This is a genomic window from Pseudoduganella sp. jia 9 (assembly GCF_055502615.1).
Genome location: NZ_JBUPWE010000009.1, coordinates 76214 through 99259, shown reverse-complemented (window position 1 = coordinate 99259; position 23046 = coordinate 76214). Strand labels below are relative to the sequence as shown.

General features: G+C 65.8%; 17 protein-coding genes. 12 read left to right on the top strand and 5 right to left on the bottom strand.

The features are described from left to right. Nucleotides 1–2: 2 nt before the first annotated feature. From ACY34H_RS12910 to ppa, 4 genes are all read left to right on the top strand, one after another. A complete protein-coding gene (locus ACY34H_RS12910) occupies nucleotides 3–809 on the top strand; it encodes a uroporphyrinogen-III synthase (protein WP_464977900.1) in 807 nt (268 codons plus the stop codon). Beyond that, a complete protein-coding gene (locus ACY34H_RS12905; RefSeq protein ID WP_464977899.1) occupies nucleotides 806–1969 on the top strand; it encodes a uroporphyrinogen-III C-methyltransferase in 1164 nt (387 codons plus the stop codon). The genes ACY34H_RS12910 and ACY34H_RS12905 overlap by 4 nt, the downstream gene beginning before the upstream one ends. Before the next feature lies 1 nt (nucleotide 1970). Then, the gene (locus ACY34H_RS12900; protein ID WP_464977898.1) at nucleotides 1971–3167 is read left to right on the top strand and encodes a heme biosynthesis HemY N-terminal domain-containing protein; all 1197 of its coding nucleotides are present in this window, start codon (nucleotides 1971–1973) and stop codon (nucleotides 3165–3167) included. Between the two features lie 151 nt (nucleotides 3168–3318). Beyond that, nucleotides 3319–3858: an inorganic diphosphatase gene (ppa, locus tag ACY34H_RS12895; RefSeq protein WP_464977897.1), complete on the top strand. Its 540-nt coding sequence runs from the start codon at nucleotides 3319–3321 to the stop codon at nucleotides 3856–3858. Nucleotides 3859–4049: 191 nt separating this feature from the next. Here the strand turns inward: ppa and ACY34H_RS12890 are convergent, their stop codons facing one another. Beyond that, nucleotides 4050–4502: a MerR family transcriptional regulator gene (locus ACY34H_RS12890; RefSeq protein ID WP_464977896.1), complete on the bottom strand. Its 453-nt coding sequence runs from the start codon at nucleotides 4500–4502 to the stop codon at nucleotides 4050–4052. Between the two features lie 75 nt (nucleotides 4503–4577). Between ACY34H_RS12890 and ACY34H_RS12885 the strand changes: the two genes are divergently transcribed. From ACY34H_RS12885 to ACY34H_RS12870, 4 genes are all read left to right on the top strand, one after another. After that, complete coding sequence (locus ACY34H_RS12885; RefSeq protein WP_464977895.1) at nucleotides 4578–5819, top strand: NADH:flavin oxidoreductase/NADH oxidase family protein; 1242 nt, start codon at nucleotides 4578–4580, stop codon at nucleotides 5817–5819. 113 nt (nucleotides 5820–5932) lie between these two features. Beyond that, nucleotides 5933–7348, top strand: coding sequence for an aryl-sulfate sulfotransferase (locus ACY34H_RS12880; protein ID WP_464977894.1), 1416 nt, complete (start codon nucleotides 5933–5935; stop codon nucleotides 7346–7348). Between the two features lie 84 nt (nucleotides 7349–7432). Next, a complete protein-coding gene (locus tag ACY34H_RS12875; RefSeq protein ID WP_464977893.1) occupies nucleotides 7433–9820 on the top strand; it encodes a TonB-dependent receptor in 2388 nt (795 codons plus the stop codon). A gap of 12 nt (nucleotides 9821–9832) precedes the next feature. Further along, nucleotides 9833–11260, top strand: coding sequence for a sulfatase family protein (locus ACY34H_RS12870; RefSeq protein ID WP_464977892.1), 1428 nt, complete (start codon nucleotides 9833–9835; stop codon nucleotides 11258–11260). Nucleotides 11261–11415: 155 nt separating this feature from the next. On the opposite strand, the gene ACY34H_RS12865 is transcribed toward ACY34H_RS12870, so the two are convergent. The 3 genes from ACY34H_RS12865 to ACY34H_RS12855 all read right to left on the bottom strand — a co-directional run bounded on the left by ACY34H_RS12865 (nucleotide 11416) and on the right by ACY34H_RS12855 (nucleotide 14274). Next, nucleotides 11416–12087, bottom strand: coding sequence for a transposase (locus tag ACY34H_RS12865; RefSeq protein WP_464977891.1), 672 nt, complete (start codon nucleotides 12085–12087; stop codon nucleotides 11416–11418). Nucleotides 12088–12217: 130 nt separating this feature from the next. Continuing rightward, on the bottom strand, nucleotides 12218–12853 hold the full coding sequence (locus ACY34H_RS12860) for a DUF4214 domain-containing protein (RefSeq protein ID WP_464977890.1): 636 nt from the start codon (nucleotides 12851–12853) through the stop codon (nucleotides 12218–12220). Continuing rightward, nucleotides 12853–14274 (bottom strand): hypothetical protein, encoded by a 1422-nt coding sequence (locus ACY34H_RS12855; RefSeq protein ID WP_464977889.1) that lies wholly within the window; start codon nucleotides 14272–14274, stop codon nucleotides 12853–12855. Before ACY34H_RS12855 ends, ACY34H_RS12860 begins: the two co-directional genes overlap by 1 nt. Nucleotides 14275–14422: 148 nt before the next feature. On the opposite strand from ACY34H_RS12855, the gene ACY34H_RS12850 reads away from it, so the two are divergent. From ACY34H_RS12850 to ACY34H_RS12840, 3 genes are all read left to right on the top strand, one after another. After that, nucleotides 14423–15628 (top strand): serine hydrolase domain-containing protein, encoded by a 1206-nt coding sequence (locus ACY34H_RS12850; RefSeq protein WP_464977888.1) that lies wholly within the window; start codon nucleotides 14423–14425, stop codon nucleotides 15626–15628. Nucleotides 15629–15842: 214 nt separating this feature from the next. Then, a complete protein-coding gene (locus tag ACY34H_RS12845; protein ID WP_464977887.1) occupies nucleotides 15843–18959 on the top strand; it encodes a TonB-dependent receptor in 3117 nt (1038 codons plus the stop codon). Between the two features lie 131 nt (nucleotides 18960–19090). Next, nucleotides 19091–19390, top strand: coding sequence for a hypothetical protein (locus ACY34H_RS12840; protein ID WP_464977886.1), 300 nt, complete (start codon nucleotides 19091–19093; stop codon nucleotides 19388–19390). 66 nt (nucleotides 19391–19456) lie between these two features. On the opposite strand, the gene ACY34H_RS12835 is transcribed toward ACY34H_RS12840, so the two are convergent. Next, nucleotides 19457–20599, bottom strand: coding sequence for a GNAT family N-acetyltransferase (locus tag ACY34H_RS12835; RefSeq protein WP_464977885.1), 1143 nt, complete (start codon nucleotides 20597–20599; stop codon nucleotides 19457–19459). A gap of 351 nt (nucleotides 20600–20950) precedes the next feature. On the opposite strand from ACY34H_RS12835, the gene ACY34H_RS12830 reads away from it, so the two are divergent. Next, nucleotides 20951–23005, top strand: a complete 2055-nt coding sequence (locus ACY34H_RS12830) for a TonB-dependent receptor plug domain-containing protein (protein ID WP_464977884.1) — start codon at nucleotides 20951–20953, stop codon at nucleotides 23003–23005. The last annotated feature ends 41 nt before the right edge of the window (nucleotides 23006–23046 follow it).

Genomic DNA, 23046 nt, shown 5'->3' with positions numbered 1-23046 from the left:
GGATGCCGGGCGCCGTCGTCATCACCCGTCCGCGCGCGCAGGCCCTGCCGCTGGCCGAGCGCGTGACGGCGCTGGGGCGGCGAGCCGAAGTGCTGCCGCTGCTCGACATCTCACCGCTGCCCGATGCCGGGCCGCTGCGCGCCGTGCTGGCACGGCTGCATGAATTCGCGCTGGTGGCGTTCGTGTCGCCGAACGCGATCGACGCGGCCTTCGCGCATCTTCCCGATTTTTACCCGCATTTGCCCCATTCCTGGCCGGCCGGCGTCACGCTGGCCGTGGTGGGCGAGGGCAGCCGCGCCGCGCTGGCGGCCCATGGCATCACGCCCGACGTGGCAACCATCGTCAGTCCGCTGGACCCGGTCCACAGCGACTCCGAGCACCTGCTGCAGGCACTCGACCTCGCCGCGCTGAACGGCAAGCAGGTGCTGATCGTGCGTGGCGAGGCGGGCCGCGAACTGATGGGCGACGGCTTCCGCGCCGCCGGTGCCCGCGTGACGGCGATTCCCGCCTATCGCCGCAGCGTTCCGCCGCTGACGCCGGCATTCGCGGCACGCCTGCGGGCCTTGCTGGCCGAGCCGAACGACTGGATCGTCACCAGTTCGGAAGCACTGCGCGGCCTGTTCGTGCTGCTGGAAGAACTGGCCTGCTCGGCCGGCGGCGATGATGTTGTGGCAAAGATGCAACAGCAGCATCTCATTGTCCCGCATGCCCGGATTGCCGAAACGGCCCGCCAGCTCGGCCTCTCCCGAATGACGCTCACAGGATCCGGCGACGAGCGCCTGCTCGCCGCGTTACAATCACGGCCATGAACGAATTGCCTACCTTACCCGACCCGGCCGCACCGCAAGGCGGGGCCGCTTCACAAGCTGGCTCCCCGGCCGGCGCGGCCGTTCCCACGGCGCCCGCCGGCCCGCCGCCTTCCGCCCCCGTTGCCGGCCTGTCGAACCGCAACCTGACGATCGCCGTCGCCGTGCTGGCCGTGCTGCTGGCCGCGCAGGCGGTCAACACGCATACGCAGATGCGCAAGGTGCGGTCCGAAACGGCACTGCGCCTGCAGAAGGGCGATGCGCTGAACGCGGAATCGAACCAGCTGGTGAAGACGGTGCAGGAAGCCACGCGCGACTTGCAGGTGAAGGTGGGCGTGCTGGAAAACCGCCAGCAGGAAGCGCAGGCCCAGCAACTGGCGCTCGAACAGCTGTACAACGACATGTCGCGCAACCGCGACGAGTGGGCGCTGGCCGAGGTCGAGCAGGTGCTGTCGACGGCGAGCCAGCAGCTGCAACTGGCCGGCAACGTGCCGGGCGCGCTGATCGCGCTGCAGAACGCCGACCGCAGCCTGGCGCGTTCCGACACGCCGCAGTTCATCACGATCCGCCGCGCCATCGCACGCGATACCGAGAAACTGAAGGCGCTGCCGAGCGTGGATTCGGTGGGCCTGGCCGTGCGGCTCGACAATGTGATCGCCCAGGTCGATTCGCTGCCGATGCTGGCCGACGCCACCACGTCGACGGCTGCGCCGGCACAGCAGGGCAGGTCCGGCAAGGCCAGCAAGGCGCCGCAGATGGAACCGGTGGTGCCGCAGGATACCTGGGTCACGCGCCTGCAGGCGGCCTGGAACGGCTGGAGCAGCGAGATGTGGACCGACGTGCGCCAGCTGGTGCGCGTGCGCACCGTCGACAATCCCGAGTCGATGATGCTGGCGCCCGAGCATGCGTACTTCCTGCGCGAGAACCTGAAGCTGCGCCTGCTGAATGCGCGCATGGCGCTGTTGTCGCGCAACGAGGCCGCCTTCCGCACCGACCTGCTGGCGGCGCAGGAAACCCTGGCCCGCCACTTCGACACGCGTGCGCGCCAGACGCAAACCGTGCAGGCGCTGCTGCGCCAGGTGCAGGGCAGTAACCTGTCGATCGAGATGCCCACGCTTTCGGACAGCCTGAACGCCGTGCGCAACTACAAGGCGAAGCCCTGACATGCGCGTATTCCTCTGGTTACTTGCGCTGATGGCGACGGCCATCGGCATCGCCGTGACGGCCCGCTACAACCCGGGCAACGTGGTGCTGTTCTATCCGCCGTACCGGATGGACCTGTCGCTGAACTTCTTCGTGGTGCTGCAGGTACTGCTCTTCGTGCTGCTGTATGCGGTGGTGCGCGCCGTGCGCGCCACGGCGAAGATGCCGGCGCGGGTGGCCGAATACCGCCAGCGCAAGCGCGAACGCGACGGCAACAAGGGCCTGCGCGATGCACTGAAGGCGCTGTTCGAAGGGCGCTTCGGCCATGCGGAAAAGGCGGCGCTGCGTGCCGCCGAGCTGCCGGAGAACGCCGGCGTCGCCGCGCTGATCGGCGCCCGCGCCGCGCACCGCATGCGCCAGAACGCCCGCCGCGACCAGTGGCTGGCACGCATCGCCGACGACCCCGCGATGAAGACCGCCCGCCTGATGACGATGACCGAACTGCTGGTCGACGACCACCAGCCGGAAGCGGCGCTGGCCGCCGTGCGCGAGCTCAATGCCAGCGGCACACGCCACATCCATGCGCTGCAGTGGTCGCTGAAGGCCGAACAGCAGGCCAAGAACTGGCCCGAGGTGCTGCGCCTGGTCCGTTCGCTGGACAAGCACCGCGCGCTGCACCCGGCGCTGTCGGCGCGGCTGCGCGAGCTGGCTTACCAGGACCTGCTGTCGAACAAGGCGCACGACGCGGAATCGATCCTGCGCGTCTGGTCGACGATCCCGACGGCGGACCGCGTCAAGCCGTTCGTGGCGTGCCGTGCCTCCAGCGCGCTGAACGCCCGCGGCCTGCACGACGAAGCACGGCAGGTGGCCGAGGAAGCACTGAAGGCGAACTGGGACGAACGCGTGGTGCGCGCCTACCGCGATGCCGCCGCCCCGGCCGGCTCGGCCGCGCTGCTGGCGCAGATCGAGCATTGCGAAGCCTGGCTGCTGGAACGCCCGACCGACGCCGAACTGGCGCTCACGCTGGGCTCCCTGTGCCTGAAGCAGAAACTGTGGGGCAAGGCCCAGCGCTACCTGGAACAGGCCCTGTCCGACGCCACCGACCCCGCCATGGTGCGCGAAGCCCACCTGAAGCTCGCCCAGCTGCACGAAGCCCTGCAGCAGCCCGAGGAAGCCGCCAGCCACTACCGGCAGTGCGCCCTCGCCACCATCCTCTAAATCAAAAACTGGGGACGTACCCCTGTTTTTGGGAAAAATTTCTCGAGAACAGGGGTCCGTCCCCAGTTTTTCCGCGGCGCACAACCAGCTTGCATTTGGCTATAATTGCGCGGTTTAGCCAATTGACAGAGCTGTATTAACGAGGAAAAACATGAGCCTGAATAAAGTATCCGCCGGCCGCGATGTGCCGAACGACTTCAACGTGATCATCGAGATCCCGATGAACGCCGATCCGATCAAGTATGAAGTGGACAAGGAATCGGGCGCGATCTTCGTCGACCGCTTCATGGGCACCGCGATGCACTACCCGTGTAACTACGGCTACGTGCCGAACACGCTGTCCGCCGATGGCGATCCGGTCGACGTGCTGGTGATCACGCCGTTCCCGCTGATCCCTGGCGTGGTGGTGCGCTGCCGCGCGATCGGCGTGCTGAAGATGACGGACGAAGCCGGCCAGGATGCGAAAGTGCTGGCGGTGCCGGTCGACAAGGTGCTGCCGATCTACAAGCACTGGCAAAAGCCGGAAGACCTGCAAGACCTGCGCCTGCAGCAGATCCAGCACTTCTTCGAACACTACAAGGACCTGGAGCCGGGCAAGTGGGTCAAGGTCGACGGCTGGGCCGGTCCGGAAGAAGCCAAGGAAGAAATCCTGTCCGGCGTGGCCGCGTACAAGAACGGCGAATCGCAGTAAGCGATTTTCGCTCATTGAAAGGCAGCTTCGGCTGCCTTTTTATTTTTTTCGCAATACCTGTAAAGCAGTGTAAAACCCGGCAATACCCCCGCAAGACTGCGCGTTGGGCGTATCACCCGCCCCGGCGCCGGCGGCGGCCGCGTTGGCGGCCATCATGGCGCTGGCATGGGTGCTACAGCACTGGGCATGAATCACGCTGCCGAAGCGTGGCGCTCCGGCAGCGCGGCGGCTTCCGCGCCGTCGCCGCAATGCTGGCTCTTTTGTGCCAGTTCGGCGCCGTTCAGGCATTGGCCCTGCGCCCAGGCGTCGCGCAGCCGCTCCCGGGAATCGAGCAGGGCCTGGCGCTGCGCCTGCAGCGTGGCGATCAGCCCGTCGATTTCGCCCAGCCGGGCGTCCAGCCCCTGCAGCAGGCCATCCTGCAGCGCCTCGCCCTGCAGTTTCAGCACACCGCGGATGGCATCCAGCGAAAAGCCCAGCTTTTGCCCCGTATCGATCAGGCGCAGCTGTTCCAGCGTTGATTGCTCGTAGACCCGGTAGCCGTTGGCGCCGCGGCCGGCCTTCGGCAGCAGGCCCTCCTGCTCGTAATAGCGGATCGCCGACGCCGCCACGCCGCTGCGCGCGGCCAGTTCACCAATCTTCATCATCATAAATTCCCGCTTGACCTTCAAGTTGACTTGAAGCTTAGGATACCTCATCCCACTATCCCTATCGAGGTTTCCATGATGTTTACGCCGCTCGCGCTGCCCAACGGCGCCACGATTCCCAACCGCCTGGCCAAGGCCGCCATCGAAGAAAACATGGCGGAAGCAGGGCAGCTGCCGGGCGCCGCGATCCACCGGCTGTACGAGCGCTGGGCCGAGGGCGGTGCCGGATTGATCATCACCGGCAACGTGATGGTCGACCACCGCGCGCTGTCCGGTCCCGCCACGCTCGTGCTGGAAGCCGATACGCCGCTGGAACCGTTCCAGCGCTGGGCGCAGGCCGCGCGGCGTCATGGCGCGCAAGCGTGGATGCAGATCAACCATCCCGGCCGCCAGGTGATGGCCAATATGGGCGGCCAGGCGTGGGCGCCGTCCGCCATCGCGCTCGACATGGGCCGGCACAGCAAGCTGTTTGCCCAGCCGGTGGCCATGACGGAGACCGATATCGCCGACGTGGTGGCGCGCTTCGCGGCCACGGCGCAAGCCGCAGAACGGGCCGGCTTTACGGGCGTGCAGATCCACGCCGCGCACGGTTACCTGATCTCGCAGTTCCTGTCGCCACTGAGCAACCGCCGTACCGATGCGTGGGGCGGTACCCTGGCCGGGCGCGCCCGGCTGCTGCTCGATGTGGTGCGCGCAGTGCGTGCCAGCGTGTCGCCGGCGTTCTGCGTCGCCGTCAAGCTCAATTCGGCCGACTTCCAGCGCGGCGGCTTTTCCGAGGCCGACGCGCGGCAGGTCGTGCTGATGCTGAACGAGCTGCCGGTGGACCTGGTGGAACTGTCCGGCGGCAGCTACGAGAGCCCGGCGATGCAGGGCCAGTCCGCCGACGGCCGCACACTGGCGCGCGAAGCGTATTTCCTGGACTTCGCCCGGGATGTCGCGGCGGTCGCACGCATGCCGGTGATGACCACCGGCGGTATCGCCCGGCGTGCCGTCGCCGAGCGGGTACTGGCGGGCGGCGTCGCCATGGCCGGCATCGCCACGGCATTGGCTGCGATGCCGGACTTGCCGCGCCAATGGCAGGCCGGAGCCGACCCGGTGGCCGCCATGCCTGCCGTCACCTGGAAGGACAAGACCCTGGCCGGCCTGACCCGCCTGGCGCTCGTGCGCCGCCGGATCCGCGCGCTGGGTGCCGGCCGCGATCGTGGCACCGCGTACCAGCCCCTGTTGACACTGTTGGTGGACCAGTTGCACAGCGCGTGGATGGCCAGGCGCTACCGCGCGTGGCTGGCGGGGCGGGCAAGGAGACTCGCCGCATAAGCGTATACGGCGTCACCAAATATCATTATGCAAAGGTATTCGTAGTCGCTTTCATAACCCCTCCTTATGATGGCATCACTCATCTGTAGTGATCTCATCTAAAGGAGAAATTCATGACCGCAGTACCGCGCCGCTTCCATACCCTGCCAACCTCGATCGCGCTGGCGGCAGGGATGATGCTGGCAATGTCTGCGGTCGCGGCGCCCAGCGTGCACCCCACCGGCGTCACGCGCTACGAGCCGGACCGCGCCTGGAACGGCTACGTGCTGTTCACCGGCCAGGACAAGAAAACCCGCCTGATCGACATGAACGGCAACGAGGTGAAGCAGTGGCCGTATGAGGGCTTTCCGCCTGTACTGCTGGACCCCGCGCTGACCAAGGGCAAAAAGGGCAACGTGCTGCTGCAGCTGGCGCAACTGCCCGGCGTGCAGCAGGCCGGCAATGGCCTGGGCAACAAGGCCATCGGAGAAGTCGACTGGAACGGCAACGTGCTGTGGCAGTGGGGTGCCGGTTCGCAGGATGCCTATGCTTCGGCATCGGTCGACAGCGGCGGCGCGCCGGGCGGTGCGGCAAAGCAGCACCACGACTGGCGCCGGCTCGCCAACGGCAACACGCTGGTGCTGGCCAACAAGGTGCACGCGGTGCCGGGCTTCGCGGCCAGGGCATTGCTGGACGACGTGATCTACGAGGTCACGCCGGATGGCAGGATCGCCTGGCAATGGACCGCCTCCGAGCACCTGAATGAATTCGGCTTCTCGCCCGAAGCCCTGAAGCTGGTCAAGGCCGCGCAGCCGAAACACGGCGCGCAGGCGGTGGACTGGCTGCACATCAACGACATGGCCGTCGTCGGCCCGAACAAGTGGCACAAGGGAGTTGACGGAAAACCAGGCGACGAACGCTTCAACCCGGACAACATCGTCATCGATTCGCGCGAAGCGAACTTCATCGCCATCATCGACAGGAAGACCGGCAAGGTGGTGTGGACGCTGGGCCCGGACTTCCCGGCCATCGCCGGCACGAAGGTGCCGCGTCCGGTGGACCAGATCATCGGCCAGCACGATGCCCACATCATTGCCGAAGGCCTGCCGGGCGCCGGCAACCTGCTGGTATTCGACAACCAGGGCGAGGCCGGCTATCCGAAGGTCAGCCCCGGCATCTTCCCGCACTCGCGGGTGCTGGAGATCGACCCGGTGAAGAAGGAAATCGTGTGGCAGTACACGGCCGTCGATTCGCGCCAGCCGGCATGGAGCTTCTACAGCGCGTTCATTTCCAGCGCGCGCCGCCTGCCGAACGGGAACACGCTGATCGACGAGGGCATGAACGGCCGCTTCTTCCAGGTCACGCCGCAGGGCGACATCGTGTGGGAGTACGTGAGCCCGTACTACGGCACTTCGGCCGTGGGCGGCAACGGCAAGCAGGTCGACACCAACTGGGTGTACCGCGCCCAGCCGGTGCCGTATGACTGGGTGCCCGAAGGCACGCCGCGCGCCGAGCAGCCGGTCAGCGCGCCCGCCGTCGCCAGGCGATAAATCCGCATTCCATGTAACGACCAGGCGCGCCCGCCATGGGGGCAGGGCGCCGCACGCCCAAACAACTATAAAAAGGGGAATCTCTTGATCCAGCCATTCAAACAGACCGCCATTGCCCTGGCGCTGCTGGCCGCATACGCCGGTACCGTCCACGCCAGCCCGGTGGTAGCCGCCGTCGCCGGCGCGCCGTCCGGCGTTGCACTGGCCTTTGCTGAAAGTGGTGGCGGCGAGGCCGCCGCCGCGGCAGCCGCGCCGGAAGCCCAGGCCGAGGCGGCCGGCGCTTCCGCCGAATCGTTCGTCGGCGCCGTGCAGACCGTGCTCGTCACCACGCGCCGCCGCGTGGAAAGTTCGCAGAGCGTGCCGACACCGATGACGGTGCTGGGCGATGACGTCCTCGAAGGCAGCCGCATCTACCGCGTACAGGACCTGCAGCAACTGCTGCCCAGCACCACGATCAACTACGTACATGCGCGCCAGCTGAGCTTTGCCGTGCGCGGCCTGGGCAACAATCCGGCCAGCGACGGCCTGGAAGGCAGCGTCGGCATCTACCTCGACAACGTCTACCTGGCCCGCCCCGGCATGGCCGCCTTCGATGCGCTGGACGTGCAGCAGCTGGAACTGCTGCGCGGCCCGCAAGGCACGCTGTTCGGCAAGAACACCACCGCCGGCGTGCTGAACATCTCGACGAAGAAGCCGACGTTCGCGCCCGAGCGCAGCGTGGAGCTGTCCGGGGGCCAGTTCGGCTACGTGCAGGGGAAAGTATCGTTGTCCGGCCCTGTCACGGAGCAGGTCGCCGCGCGCTTCTCCGCGTATAAAACGCATGATGACGGCTATATCACCAACCGCTACAACGGCAAGAAGGTACAGGGTGGCGACCGCCAGGGCGTGCGCGGCCAGCTGTTGTACGAGCCGGGCCGCGAATTCAGCCTGCGCGTGATCGCCGACTACAACGAGGAAGACTCGAACAACGGCACGCTGGTGTTCTTCAACGCCGGCCCGAGCGGCCGGGCCATCGCGCAGGCCGCGCTGGTGGGCGCCACGCCCGTGCTCGACCCGGCGGCGCGCGCCGTCGACCTCGATACCGGTTCGAGCGTGACGGTGCACCAGGGCGGCGTGTCGGCCGAGGCCAACTGGACCTTCGCCGACGATGCGAAGCTGACCTCGATCACCGCGTGGCGGCGCTGGAACTTCGTGCCGCGCAACGACGATGGCCTGCCGGTGCCGGTCACGCTGAACGTGGGCGCTTCGGCCAACCACAAGCAGTTCACGCAGGAGCTGCGCTGGTCCACGCCATCGGGCCGCGCGGTGGAATCCGTGTTCGGCGGCTATTACTACTACCAGGAGCTGTCGAACAACTCGTTCACCGTCAACGGTCCGCTGGCCGACATCTACAACGGCAATCCGGCGGGCGCCTGGGCCAATGTCAGCAGCACCGCACCGGGCGAGCTGCGCGTGAACAGCTATGCGCTGTTCGGCCAGTCGACCTGGCATGCCATCGACAGGCTCGATCTGACCGCCGGCGTGCGCGCCAGCTACGAGGACAAGTGGGCCCGCGTGATCCGCCACGCACCGACCGGCGGTGCCGTGGTTACCGGTGCTGCGCTGGGCGCCCGCAACGGCCGCTACGGCGCCTTTGATTCGGGCGACCTGTCGCTGACGCAATCGAGCCCCACCGCGCTGCTGTCGGCCGGCTACAAGCTGCAGCCGGACGTGCTGCTGTATGGCAGCCTGTCGCACGGCGAGAAATCCGGCGGCATCAACCTGGCAGTGCCGGGTGCCGGCGGCGTCGCCTCGATGCTGGTCGGCGCCGAGCGGGCCAACGCGCTGGAACTGGGCGTGAAAAGCACGGTGCTCGACAATCGCCTGCAACTGAACGGCAACCTGTTCGCCACGATCGTGCACGGCTACCAGAGCAATGCCTATGACCCGATCAGCCGCACCTCGTATCTGACCAACGCGGGCGACGTGCGCACCCGCGGCATCGAGGTCGAAGCGATCGCCACGCCGTTCCGCGGCCTGACCTTGCGCGCCAACGGCTCCTTCAACGACGCCAGCTACCTGCGCTACACCAACGCGCCGTGCGCACCGGAACGGGCAGGCGCGTTCTGCGACCTGTCGGGCCGCAACGCGCTGGTGAATGCGCCGCGCTGGATCGGCAACCTGGGCGCACAATACTCTCGCGCCGTGGCCGAGGGCCTGCAGGGCTACGTCAACGGCAACTACGCCTACCGCGGCGCCACGTACGGCACGCTGGACGCGTCCGAGTACGCGAAGATCCCGTCGTACAGCGTGAGCAACCTGTCGGTCGGCCTGCGCAGCACGCGCGGCGCGGCATGGGACGTCTCGCTGTGGGTGAAGAACGCCTTCGACAAGCATTACTACACCAGCCTTTGGAACAGCGGTTTCGGTTCCTACAACGCCGTCATCGGCACACCGCGCACCGCCGGCATCACCGGCCGCTACGAATTTTAAGGAGGAGAATTCATGACCATCAATCAGAAACGCCGCGCCGTCGTTGGCGGACTGGGAACGCTGGCCGTGCTGCCCGCGATCGCACTGGGCAAGGCCGCGCGCGGTAGCGCCGGCAGCAAGCCAACCGGCAAGCCGAGTATCATCTTCATCCTGGCCGACGACCTGGGCTGGGCCGACCTGTCGGTGTACGGAAACACCGATTTCAAGACGCCGAACCTCGACAGGCTGGCCGCGCAGGGCCTGCGCCTGACGCAGCATTACTCGAATTCCGCGGTGTGCTCGGCCACGCGTTTCGGCCTGATCACCGGCCGCTACCAGTACCGGCTGCGCGGCGGTCTGGAAGAGCCGATCGCCGGCGCATCGGACACGATCGGCCTGCCGCCCGACCATCCCACCTTGCCGTCGCTGCTGAAGGCGGCCGGCTACCGCACCGCGCTGTTCGGCAAATGGCACCTGGGTTCGCTGCCGAACTTCGGCCCCCTGAAGAGCGGCTACGAAACCTTCTACGGCAACTACGGCGGCGCGATCGACTACTTCACGCACAAGCCGGGCGTGGGCCCGAACGTGAAGGAAGACCTGTACGAAGGCGAAACCCCGGTGTCCGAAGTGGGCTACTACACCGACCTGCTGGGCGACCGCGCCTCGGGCTACATCAAGAAGCACTCGTCCGACAAGCCGTTCTTCCTGTCGCTGCACTACACGGCGCCGCACTGGCCGTGGGAAGGCCCGCAGGACGCTGAAACCTCGAAGCAGATCTCGAACATCTTCCACTACGACGGCGGCGACCTGGCCACCTACGCGAAGATGGTGGTGGCGCTGGATGCCTCGATCGGCCGCGTGCTGAAGACGCTGGAGCAGAAGGGCCTGGCCGACAACACGATCGTCATCTTCACCAGCGACAACGGCGGCGAGCGCTTTTCGAAGACGTGGCCATTCTCCGGCCAGAAAACGGAGCTGCTCGAAGGCGGCATCCGCGTGCCCGGCATCGTGCGCTGGCCCGCCAGGATCAAGGCCGGGCAGGTGAGCGAGCAGGTGGCGGTCAGCATGGACTGGCTACCCACGCTGCTGGCCGCCGCCGGCACCCAACCGGCCGCGTCGCATCCGCCCGATGGCAGGAACCTGCTGCCGGTGCTGCTGGGCGACGAGAAACCCGCCGAGCGTACGCTGTTCTGGCGCTACAAGGCCAATGCACAGCGCGCCGTGCGCGCCGGCGACTGGAAGTACCTCAAACTGAACGGCAACGAGTTCCTGTTCGACCTGTCGAAAGACCAGCGCGAACGCGCCAACCTGGCGCGCAGGCATCCCGACAAACTGGCCGACCTGAAGGCGCAGTGGGAACAGTGGAATGCAGAGATGCTGCCGATCACCCAGGAGGTGCGCACCCATGGCGTGAACGGCAAGGCGCAGGCGGACAAGTATGCGCCGGAGGGAACTGACTGATCGCACCGCAGAAAAACTGGGGACGTACCCCTGTTCTCAGGAAAGGAAAAGCGTCTTGGCGATCTGCGGTCAATTCCAGCAAACAGGGGACGTACCCCTGTTCTCAGGAAATGTCGACGGCATCAGGGCACAATCCCAACCGGCATGCCTGCTGGTCATTCCGCGGGAACGCCGGCTGGCAGCACTAGAAGCGCCTTGCGCGGTCTTCCGCATTTCGCCGGCGCGCTCCCGGGTACTGTGTTGCCGTTGGTCGCACGACGCAGTTCTGCGATGTCTTCATCGGACGGCGTAGCGAATTGCGTCCGGTACACGACGCCGCATTCGAGATCCGACATTCCGAGCGCGGAATACACGGTGTGCGGTCGGATATTGGAATCGTCCGCCAGCCCGGCATTCGCCCGGTAACTGGACCACGGATAATCTCCGACGCACTCGGCCATTCCCGCGCGCACCGGATTGAGTTCGATATAGCGGTGACAGATCATCAGGTATCGTTCCGTCGGCACCGGGCAGGAGCGATACCGGCCTTCCCACAGCGTGCCGCATCGTGCGAGACGGCGGTTCAGGTACTGCGTGTAGCGTTGCATGACGGCCTTCATAAATTCGCCCGGCAATGCGGCAGACGAAAACGATGCGAGCATGTGGACATGATTGGTCATCAGTACATAGGCGTGCAGCGACACCTCCATCAACTCGCCGTATTTGATCAGCAGGCCGAGGAAATGCAGGTAATCGCCGTTGGTATGGAAGCACTGCTGGCGATAGTGTCCGCGCTGGATGATATGGAGTGGAATTCCCGGCAGGTAGATGCGCGCTCGGCGTGGCATGGTCGTCTCCTCAAGATTTTCATCGAAGGGCGTTGCGGTGATCCGGCAAGCCCGTGGCGTTGCTTGGAAACCAGGGTACGTCCCCGGTTTTAATGTTGCTTCTAAACAGGGGTACGTCCCTGGTTTGTGGTCAGCCGAAGGGAATGTACGCAATCCCGGCCGACATCGCCCCGACCAGTTGCGCCGTGTTTTCCGGGCTTTCGGAAAACCCCATCAGCACGCCGGCGGCATCGGTCTGGTGCCGGTCCAGCACGCCGACCCAGTAATCGAGGCCGGCCTGGTCCGGTGCCCGGTGCAGCACGTTCTGGTAGAACTTCGTGACCATGTCGTGGTGACCCGGCGCGGCGCCGTACATGGCGTGGAATTCCGCCGAGCCGATGAACGCCTGCGCCACCGCCTTCAGGCCCGCGCCCGCATCCATCTGCGCGATCCAGTAGCCGAGGCCGGCCAGGTCCGGTGCGCGGTCGAACGCGGCCTGGTAGATGCGGTATGCCTGCGCCGGCACACCTTCCGTATCGAGTGCCACCATGCGGTCGTCGAAGGCCACGCGCTCCACGCTGAACAGCGTGTCGGTGCCGCCGTTGCCGGTCACGCTGGCGCCCGCGCTGGATGCCGTGATGGCGTAGAGACCGGCATTGCCGTAGTACTTCACGGTGTCGGTGCCGGTGCCGCCGTTCACGACATCGCTGCCGCCGGTATTGACCATGTAGTCGTTCGTCGCCGTGCCGCGCAGCGTGCTGCCGCCGCTGCCGGCCACGCCGGTCATCAGCGAATACTGGCCGGGAGCGATGGAATCCCATGTGGTGCCATCGGCGAGTTCACGTAATAGGTGCCGGCGCCGGGCAGTTCGACGGCGACCAGGTCGTTGCCGTTCTCGTATTTTTCAAACAGCGCCTTGCCGCTGCCGTCGACGATCGACAGTGCGATGCCGGTGCCGGACGTCGACACGCCGGCGGGATGCCAGAACCCCACGGTGAGCGTGCCGGGAGCGGCGGCATGGATGGCGAAGTAGTCCAGGTCGCCGGCGTCCAGCATGCCGACGACGGCCTGGCCGGCTGCCACGTTCTGCGCGGCGGCGGCGGTGCCGTTGGCCGCGCCATCGTAGACCGTGCCCGGCGCGGTCGTGAAATGGGTGCCGATCCGGTACAGGCCTTCGTCGCCGCTTTGATAGCTGCCGCCGGTGACGTGGATGAAGTAGTCGCCGCCGGTGGCGACAGTGGTGGTCAGCGACGTATCGCCGCGCAGCTCGCGGTCCAGCACCTTCCTGCCGGCCGTGTCGATGATCTCGATGCCGATCGGCGGCGCCGTGCCGCCTGCGCCGCTGGGGTGGGTAAAGTCCAGCTTCAGCACGCCGCCGGCGGTGGAGGTCAGCTTGAACACATCGGTATCGCTCAGTTTGAGGCTGCCCACGATCGGCGCGCCCAGCGGTGCCGCGATCGCGCTGGCGCTGGTGTCGTTCGCCGGGCCGTCGTAGACCGTCCCTGCGACGGACGTCATGGTCGGCGTCACGGTATACAGGCCGTCGTTCCTGTTCCACAGGTAGTTATTGAGCAGCTTGATATAGTAATTGCCCGCTTGCGCCACGGTGGCCGTGATCGTGGCATTGCCTTGCAGGTCGGCCTGCGCCGCAACGATGGCGCCGTTCTCGTCGATCACTTCGATATCGATCTGCGCGCCGGTCGAGCCGGCACCGCCCGGGTGGACGAAGGCCAGTGTCAGCGCGCCGCCGCTCGCGGCGTGGATCCTGAACACGTCCGTATCGTTGTAGGCAATGCTGCCGACGATGGGGCTGCCCAGCGGGGCGTCGGGCGCGGTGGCGCTGCTGTTGTTCGACGTGCCATCGAATACCGTACCGGCGGCGCCGCTCAGCGTGGTGGTGATCGCGTAGGTTCCCGGGGGGCTGGCCGACCAGTCGCCATCCTTGATGCTGAGGTAGTAGTCACCCGCCGCGGCGACCGTGGTATCGAGCGTGAAGTTGCCCTGCACAACGCGCTGGAAGACCGTGCCGCCGCCGGCATCGAGCATCGCCAGGTTGAAGGTGTTCCCCGTCGTGCCGGGGCCGTCCGGATGCACGAACGTGAATTGCAGCCTGCCGCCGGCGCCGGCCGCCAGCTTGTAGGTATCGGTGCCGTTGTTCGCCAGGGTAGCGGTGAGCCGGGTGTTGAACGAGCCGTCGTAGGTAGCCATGGAGTCTTCCTGAATGCAAAAAGGGGAAGAAAAAAGTAGCATCCACGCATCAGCCCGCCATTTAACGCGATCAATCTGCCCGATGGAACTTTTGCCGCGATGGCATTCATGCCAGACTTCGGGGATGCCCACGCCAGGAGCCTCGGCCATGAACAAGATTCTCGGCGGTATCGTGTTCGCGCTGTCCTCCGCCGTCCATGCCTCTGCCGACCCGCAATGGCCGGCAGTCGAGGCAGCCGTGCAGTCCGGCCTGCGCACCACCGGCGCGCGCGGGCTGGCCCTGGCCATCATCGAGCCGGGCAAGCCCGCGTTCATCCGCACCTGGGGCGAGCGCGATGCCTCCGGGGCGAAGCTGGAGCCGGACACCATCATGTACGGCGCCTCGCTGACGAAAACCGTCTTCGCGCACCTCGTGGCCCAGCTGGCCGGGGAGAAAAAGCTCGACCTGGACCGGCCCCTGGCCGGCTACCTGCCGAAGCCGCTGCCCGACTACGGCAACCTGTCCGCCTACGGCAACTGGGCCGACCTGCGCGGCGACGAACGCTGGCGCCGCATCACGGCGCGCATGGCACTCAACCATTCGACAGGTTTCGCCAACTTCGCGTACGTGGAACCGGACGGCAGGCTGCGCATCCACTTCGAGCCCGGCAGCCGCTATGCCTATTCAGGGGAAGGCATCATGCTGCTGCAGTTCGCGCTTGAAAAAGGCCTGGGCCTGGACGTGGGCGCCGAACTGCAACGGCGTGTCTTCGACCGCTTCGGCATGCGCGACACCAGCCTGGTGTGGCGTCCGGAGTTCGCGCGCAACCTGGCCGACGGCTGGACCATCGACGGCAAGGCCGAGCCGCACGACGAACGCAGCCGCGTGCGCGCCGCCGGTTCGATGGATACGACGATCGCCGACATGGCGCGCTTCGCCGCCGAGCTGGTGAACGGCGAGGGATTGAGCAACGCGGCGCACGACGGCATGCTGCGGCCGCAACTGGCGATCACCACACGCAGCCAGTTTCCCACCTTGCAGCCCGAAGCGGCGCCCGCGGAACGGGTGCCGGGCCTTGCCGCAGGCCTGGGCGTCGTCACCTTCACCGGCCCGCAAGGCCCCGCTTTTTTCAAGGGCGGCCACAACGAGTCGACCGGCAACATGCTGGTGTGCCTGCGCGCGCAGCAGCGCTGCGTGGTCATTCTGTCGAACGACGTGCGGGCCGAAGCTGCGTTCGCCGGCATCGTGCGGGCCGCGCTCGGCGAGACCGGCATGCCATGGCAGTGGGAGTACGGGAGCAAGGCCGTGGTAAAGCCCGCGACCGATCCTGGCGCCACCGGCCCCAATGGTACCAAGCCCGCCAAGGGACCGTGAACGATTGATGGTAGCGTAACCACATACCCGAAGTCATTTCTGCCCGCAAGCTGATATTTCAGCTTGTTGCTCCCTGCCGACTGTTCGCCAGAGAACAGTCAACTCACTGACCGTTTCGCCGCGCGCTGCTCAACTACTGGTATTCATCTTCTAGAATCGGATCGAAAGGTAACCACCTTTCATATTGATAATAAGATCCCGGAGACCAGAAAAGATGTCATCGAACCGCTCCCCGCGCGACCGCATTCGCCCCACCGTGTGCGCCGCCGCCGTTGCTACCGCCATTTCCCTGCTGGCCGTTGAAACGGCCGTCGCACAACAGGCGCCTGCCGCCGCACCTTCGAACGTCGTCGTCGTTTCCGGTACCCGGGCATCGGTGGCGTCGGCGATCGACCGCAAGAAAAACGCCTCCACGATCGTCGATTCGATCGTGGCCGAGGACATCGGCGAATTCCCCGACAAGAACGTGGGCGAGGCGCTGTCGCGCGTCACCGGCGTGCAGCTGTCGCGCGATTTCGGCGAGGGGTCGCAAGTGAACATCCGCGGCGTGGAAGCCAACCTGAATCGCGTGGAAATCAACGGCCTGTCCGTGCTGTCCACCAACGGCACGCCCGGCCGCGGTGCTGAACTGCGCGAGCTGCCGGCAGAGCTGATCAAGTCGATCGACGTGTTCAAGGGCGTGACAGCCGACCAGACCGAGGGCGGCATCGGCGGTACCGTCAGCATCAAGACGAATATGCCGCTGGACTTCAAGACGCGCATGCTGGTCGCCAAGCTGGAAGCGGAGCACAACACCAATCGCGGCGCCGTGCAGCCCCGTGGCAGCCTGCTGTTCGCCGACAAGTTCCTCGACGGCCGCCTGGGCCTGATGGCGAACCTGGTCTACGACAAGGTCCATACGCAGAACGACTACGTCCGCAACAGCAACTGGCGCTACCTGCGCGACTGGGACTTCTCGCCCGAGAAGACCAACACCAGCCTGAATCCGGCCGCGGCCGCGGTCGGCACCAAGGACGGTTGCGCCGCGCTTGCCGGTGCCAGCAGGACCGCCTGCGAAAGCCAGTGGAACGATTATTCGCCGGGCGTGCCGCGCTACGGCATCTGGACGCGCGACCACAAGCGTTCCAGCGCCGAGCTGACCGCGCAGTACAAGATCAACAATAACTTCGACGTCTGGGCGCGCTACAACAAGAACGACCAGAAGCAGATGCTCAACGACCGCAACTACACCACCGATTTCGGCGCGCTGCAGCGCTTCTCGCCGGGTGGCGTGGCGCCTGTGTACGGTGCGAACGGTGCGCCATTGTCCACTCCGGCGGCCAGCTGCGCCAATCCGGCTGGCGGCGTCACGCCGGCAGGCATGTCGTTCACCAATCACGTGATGACCGAGTTCTATGCCGGAACGTGCCAGAACGTGGCGGGGCAGGGCGCGTCGTACAACTTCGATACGTCGGCGCGCGACTTTGCGCTGAATATCAATTCGAACTACAAGTCCGCTGGCTTCAACTGGAAAAACAGCGCCTGGTCGGCCGAAGGCCTGGTGGCCAAGACCGATTCGTTCTATGACCTGAACACGAACCTGATTTCGATGGCCGGCAATATCCCGGGCCTGAAGGTGACGCTGGATGAACAGGGCCTGCCGAAGTTCACCTTCCCGGCCGGCTACAACCCGAACGACAGCAGCACCTATACCCGCATCCGCTCGCAGTACCAGCCGTCGTTTACGGACAACACGGAAGACCAGGTCAAGCTCGACCTGAAGTACCGGCCCAACCTGCCATTCCTGAAGCAGCTCGCGTTCGGCGGCCAGGGCCGCAAGTCGACGTCCGACCAGTACCGGTGGACCGGTTATTCGGTGACCGGAGATCCGAACACCACGGCGGACGACATCATCGTGCGCAGCCCGGAAGTGCTGCAGGAAATCATCTACGATCCGCTCAACACCTCCGGCGTGCTGCGCAACAATGGCGCCACCGTCCCAGGGTCGGGCCTGACCGCCAACAATACGACGCGCTACGTGACGGCCGGGCAGATGGCGTCGCTGGTGGATGCGATCCGCACCAATACGCCGGGCAAGTTCCTGAACGGCTACGGCGGCCTGTCCGGCTACCCGAGCGGCTGGATGGCGCCGAGCTTCGCCCAGTCGACCGAATTCTTCGACCTGTCGCGCTACAACCACGACCTGCTGCGCCAGTCGATCGGCAGCGACGGCAAGCTGTATGACATGCCGCCGCAGTTCGCCGTCGAGGAAAGCATCCGTGCGTTCTACGTGCGGGCCGATTTCTCGCACGAGCTGTTCGGCATCGAATGGGACGGCAACGTGGGCGTGCGCTATGCCGGCACGCGCACCCGAGCCACCGGCCTGCAGTCGTACCGCGCCTACTCGCTCAATCCGAGCACCAACGCGCGCGTGGAAACCATCGTGGCGAACCAGATCGTCACCTACGAGAACAAGTACAGCGATGTGCTGCCGAGCTTCAACCTGTCCGGCTGGGTGATTCCGGACAAGCTGGTGGCCCGTATCGGCTGGGGCAAGGTGATGGCGCGGCCGTTCATCGACAAGCTGACGCCGACCATCAGCTGCATCAAGGGCAGCGGCCAGTCGATCTATGGCGGCGATGGCAGCGCCGACGACTGCACGGCCGGCAACGTCAACCTGGAGCCGTTCCGCGCCACCAACAAGGACGCCAGCGTGGAGTGGTATCCATCGCGCGACAGCCAGCTGTCGCTGGCCTTCTTCCGCAAGGATATCCGCAGCTACATCCAGAACGACGTAACGGTGGGTGGCGTGGACGTGTTCGGCGATGGCGTGCTGTGGGACGTGAAGACGTCCATCAACAGCCAGGGCGCCGTCACGAAGGGCTGGGAGCTGGCAGGCCGCACGGCGCTGACGATGCTGCCGGGCCTGCTCAGCGGCTTCGGGCTCGATGCCAATTTCACCCGCATGAGCTACTCCTACTCGGCGGGCAATGAGCTGCTGAACCCACTGGACAATTCGGTGATGCCGTATCCGGGCATGTCGCGCAACAGCTACAACGTGGGTGTCTGGTACGACCTGAACAAGTGGAACGCGCGTCTCGCCTACAACTACCGCGACGGCTACTACACCGGTTCGGTCGATTCGAACGCCTCACTGCCGGTGTATGGCGAGAAGGTCGGCTTCCTTGATGCCAAGCTGCAGTACCGCGCGACCGACAACCTGACGCTGTCGATCGAAGGCAAGAACCTGACGAACGAGGGGCAGTACCTGAACGCGGGGTCCACCTCGCGGCGCAACGAGCTGGCCTGGTCGGGACGGCGCTATTTCGTGGGCGCGACGTACAAGTTCTGATCCACCTGTAATGCCCGCGAACCGGGGTCCGGCACCCGAAAGGTGTCCGACACCGGTTTTTCTTTGAAGCCAGTTGGCACTCTTCTTGCAACGCAAAGCTGCATCGCTGCGTAAAGCACAGGAGGGTAACGATGGCTCACCAATTCAATGCACTGATCCGCGCGCTGCCGGCGCTGGCGCTGTGGTCCTGCGCCGGTGCAGCCATGGCGGCCAATCCGCTCGGGTTTGCCGTTGCCGCCGCCCCGTCGATGTTCGTGCTGGCAGTGGCGCAGGCCGACGCCGGCAGCGTGGATGGCAAACCGCTCAAGGCCGAGGCGCCACCCCCGCCGCGGCAGGAAGCGCCCGCGACGGATGCGGGCCGCAGCCCGCCAGCGGTTGCGCAATCGGCGCCGCAGGACCGGGCCGACGAGCAAAAAGTCGCGCTGCGCTGAACATGGCCGGGCACCGCCAAGGTGCGCCGGCGCTTCGCGGCGGGGCAAGCGCCCCGCTGGCGGGCATCACTCCCTGAACGGATTGCGCTCGTTCAGCTCATCCATGTAAGCCTCGATCCCGCCACTTTCGCGCTCCAGGAACCGTTCCACGGCATCGGCGAACGCCGGATGCGCCAGCCAGTGCGCCGACCAGGTGCGCGTGGGCAGGAAGCCGCGAGCCATCTTGTGTTCGCCCTGGGCACCCCCTTCGAAGGTGGCGATGCCCTGTTCGATGCAGAACTCCAGCGGCTGGTAATACGCGGTTTCGAAATGCAGGCAGGGCACGTGCTCCAGCGCGCCCCAGTAGCGGCCGTACAGCGTGTCTTCCGTGTGGATCAGCAGCGATGACGCAATCGGGTGGCCGTCCCGTTCCGCGATGACCAGCAGGATATTCCGCGGCATCGTGGCGCCGATGCGCTGGAAGAAATCGAGATTCAGGTAGGGCGACGAGTGGTGCTCGGCGTAGGTGTTGCGGTAGCAGCGGTGGAAGAAGCGCCAGTCGGCGTCCGTCGCGTCGACCCCGCGCACGCGGCGCAGCGTCACGCCGGCCTCGCGCACCTTGCGCCGCTCGGCGCGGATGTTCTTGCGCTTCTTGTGCTCCAGCGAAGCGAGGAAGGCATCGAAGTCCGCATAGCCCTCGTTGAGCCAGTGGAACTGCACACCGCTGCGCAGCATGAAGCCGGCATCCTTCAGCGCATCGGCCTGGGCCTGCGGCGGGTACAGCACGTGGGTGGACGACACGCCGGAGGCTTCCTGCTGCTCGCACAGCAGCGCGACCAGGGCTTCCCTGGCGGCGTCGTCGCGCGCCATCAGCCGCGAACCCGTCACCGGCGTGAACGGAATCGCCGACAGCAGCTTCGGGTAATACTCCACGCCATTGCGGTGGTAGGCATCCGCCCAGGCCCAGTCGAACACGTATTCGCCATACGAATGCGATTTGACGTACAGCGGCATCGCGGCGGCCAGTTCGTCGCCATCCCACAGCGCCAGGTATTGCGGCTGCCAGCCGGTTTTTCCGCTGGCGCTGCCCGACTCGTGCAATGCATGCAGGAAGGCATGCGACAGGAAGGGATTCGGCGCGCGGCCGGGGTCCTGTTGCGCCAGCAGTGCATTCCAGGCGGCTTCGCCGGCCTGCGACAGGGTGGTAAAGACGGCGGTTCGAAAGCTCATCGGGGCATTGTACGGGAGTTCGGCGGGCATTGCCGGGCGCGATGGTGCCGTCATCGGGATTCAACTCGCGTTATCTGGACGGTATTTACATGAACGGTCGTGATCGGAATGTATAGGAAAAAAACCGGGAAAACCTGGACTTAATCAGCCGGTTGATTATTTTTATTGCGGCGGATATTTTATCGGCGCCCCGGCATAATCGCCGGGTTTTAATTTCGCCCGATAAAGATATCAATACAGATGCTATCCCGACTGACTACCATATTAATACTTTCCGCGAGTGTTCCTGCATTTGCGCAGGAAAGCAGGCCAGCCGATCCGCCAGCGCCGCTCCCAACGGAACAGAAACCGATGGCGAAAGTGGAGATCAAGGGTTCCGCCGAAGACTACGACCCGCGGCGCGACGATACGGCCAGCAAGACCGTCATCAGCAACGAGGAAATACTGAAATACGGCGACACCAATGTGTTCGACGTATTAAAGCGCGCGCCGGGCGTGACGGTAATCGGCAACAGCATCCGCATGCGCGGCCTGGGCGGCAATTACACGCAGATCCTGGTCAATGGCGAGCGGCCGCCTCCCGGTTTTTCGCTGGATAACCTGCCGCCGGACCAGATCGAGAAAATCGAAGTGTTCCGCGCCGGCACGGCCGAGCATTCGATGCAGGCGATCGCCGGCACGATCAATATCGTGCTGAAGAAGGTGGTGGCGAAGGCGCAGCGCGATGTGCGCATCAATACCAGTTATTCGGGCAACCAGCGCAACCTGTTCCTGAGCGGCACCATCGCCGACCGTTCGGGCAGGCTGTCGTGGTTCGTCACGCCCGTGATGGGCCGCTTCCTGATGGATTCGGACGGAGTCGGCACCGACCGGTTTACCGATCCGGCGGGGCAGGTGACGAAGCTGCGCGAGTACACGCGTGCTTCGACGGGCAACAACACCTTCGTCGGATTCGCGCCGCGGCTGAACTGGAAACTGCCGGACGACGGCCAGCTCAATGCCAGCGCCCAGATCAGCGCCAACCGGAACGAATTCAACAACGCATCGGCCTACACCTATCGCACCGGCAGTTTCAACCGCATCGACTACGCCGATTTCGGCACGCGCAACGAGGGCCGCTCGCGCAACGCGCAGGGCGAGGTGAACTGGATCACCAAGCTGGCGGGCGGCAAGCTCGATGCCAAGCTGTCGGCATCGGGCCGCTCCGGCACGCAAACGCAGCGCGCGCTGTCCGTGACGGCCGACCGTGCCGTGTTCTACCGGAACGACAGCGATACCGACGAAGACAACACCACCTGGAGCACCACCGGCAAGTACACCCGCACCCTGTTCGAGGGCCACGCGCTGGCCACCGGCTGGGAATACAACCGCCAGCGCAACGACGACGAGGTGCTGCGCATCCAGGGGCGGCTGGGCAGCGAGCCGGCGGCCATCCGCGAGCGCTTCGAGCCGGTGGTGACGCGCTACGCGGCCTATGCGCAGGATGAATGGAACGTGACGAAGGACTGGTCGATGTATTTCGGGGCGCGCTGGGAAGCGATCCGCACCGACAGCGAGGGCACCGGGCTGCCGTCCACGCAGTCGAAGAGCCACGTGCTGAGCCCCGTCGCGCAGACGCTGTACAAATTCCCGGACAAGAGCGGCCGCCAGCTGCGCGCCGCGCTGACGCGCACCTACAAGGCGCCGAACCTGCAGCAGCTGACGGGCCGGCGCTATTACGCGGAAGAGAACTCGCTGTTCACACCCGACGGCGGCGGCAATCCCGACCTTCAGCCCGAGCTGGCAAACGGGATCGACATCACGTATGAGCATTTCTGGGCGCCGGGCGCGGTGTTCTCGGTCGGCACCTCGCAGCGCCGCATCCGCGACTACATCCGCACGCTGTTGCGGCAGGAAACCGACGGCAGGTGGATCTGGCGGCCGGTCAACAGCGGCAACGCCACCGTGCGCACGTTCGACGTCGAACTGAAGTTCCCACTGAAGGCGGTGCTGAAGGATGCGCCGGGCATCGACCTGCGCGCAAGCTTCAACCGCAACTGGTCGAAGGTCGACGGCGTGCCGGGGCCGGACAACCGGCTGGACGAGCAGATCCCGCTGACGGCGACGCTGGGCATCGACTACAAGGGCGGCGCACACAACGCGGGCGCCAGCCTGGCCTACCGTGGCGGCGGCCCGCTGCGGGTCTCGGTGGAACAGTACCGGCAGCAGTTCCAGCGCCGCGACCTGGAAGCCTACTGGCTCTGGAAGTTCACGCCGCAGTACCAGGTGCGCGTGACTGCCAGCAATATCCTGGGCGAGGACAACCACGATTACCAGCGCTATGTGACGTCCGCCGGGACCGAGGAAAACGTCGGGCGCAGGCCCGACTCGGCGCGCGTTTCGGTCAACCTGGAATTGAAGTTCTGACGGGGCTTCCCGAGGGCGGCGGCATGGCCGGGAGGTGAATG

What these genes read in the sequence shown, in the direction of transcription:
- ACY34H_RS12900 (WP_464977898.1), top strand. Translation starts at nt 1,971, where the DNA reads ATGCGCGTATTCCTCTGGTTACTTGCGCTGATGGCGACGGCCATCGGC.
- ACY34H_RS12835 (WP_464977885.1), bottom strand. Translation starts at nt 20,599, where the DNA reads ATGAGCTTTCGAACCGCCGTCTTTACCACCCTGTCGCAGGCCGGCGAA.
- ACY34H_RS12845 (WP_464977887.1), top strand. Translation starts at nt 15,843, where the DNA reads ATGTCATCGAACCGCTCCCCGCGCGACCGCATTCGCCCCACCGTGTGC.
- ACY34H_RS12850 (WP_464977888.1), top strand. Translation starts at nt 14,423, where the DNA reads ATGAACAAGATTCTCGGCGGTATCGTGTTCGCGCTGTCCTCCGCCGTC.
- ACY34H_RS12910 (WP_464977900.1), top strand. Translation starts at nt 3, where the DNA reads ATGCCGGGCGCCGTCGTCATCACCCGTCCGCGCGCGCAGGCCCTGCCG.
- ACY34H_RS12870 (WP_464977892.1), top strand. Translation starts at nt 9,833, where the DNA reads ATGACCATCAATCAGAAACGCCGCGCCGTCGTTGGCGGACTGGGAACG.
- ACY34H_RS12830 (WP_464977884.1), top strand. Translation starts at nt 20,951, where the DNA reads ATGGCGAAAGTGGAGATCAAGGGTTCCGCCGAAGACTACGACCCGCGG.
- ACY34H_RS12890 (WP_464977896.1), bottom strand. Translation starts at nt 4,502, where the DNA reads ATGATGAAGATTGGTGAACTGGCCGCGCGCAGCGGCGTGGCGGCGTCG.
- ACY34H_RS12880 (WP_464977894.1), top strand. Translation starts at nt 5,933, where the DNA reads ATGACCGCAGTACCGCGCCGCTTCCATACCCTGCCAACCTCGATCGCG.
- ACY34H_RS12885 (WP_464977895.1), top strand. Translation starts at nt 4,578, where the DNA reads ATGATGTTTACGCCGCTCGCGCTGCCCAACGGCGCCACGATTCCCAAC.
- ACY34H_RS12860 (WP_464977890.1), bottom strand. Translation starts at nt 12,853, where the DNA reads ATGACCGGCGTGGCCGGCAGCGGCGGCAGCACGCTGCGCGGCACGGCG.
- ACY34H_RS12865 (WP_464977891.1), bottom strand. Translation starts at nt 12,087, where the DNA reads ATGCCACGCCGAGCGCGCATCTACCTGCCGGGAATTCCACTCCATATC.
- ACY34H_RS12840 (WP_464977886.1), top strand. Translation starts at nt 19,091, where the DNA reads ATGGCTCACCAATTCAATGCACTGATCCGCGCGCTGCCGGCGCTGGCG.
- ppa (WP_464977897.1), top strand. Translation starts at nt 3,319, where the DNA reads ATGAGCCTGAATAAAGTATCCGCCGGCCGCGATGTGCCGAACGACTTC.
- ACY34H_RS12905 (WP_464977899.1), top strand. Translation starts at nt 806, where the DNA reads ATGAACGAATTGCCTACCTTACCCGACCCGGCCGCACCGCAAGGCGGG.
- ACY34H_RS12855 (WP_464977889.1), bottom strand. Translation starts at nt 14,274, where the DNA reads ATGGCTACCTACGACGGCTCGTTCAACACCCGGCTCACCGCTACCCTG.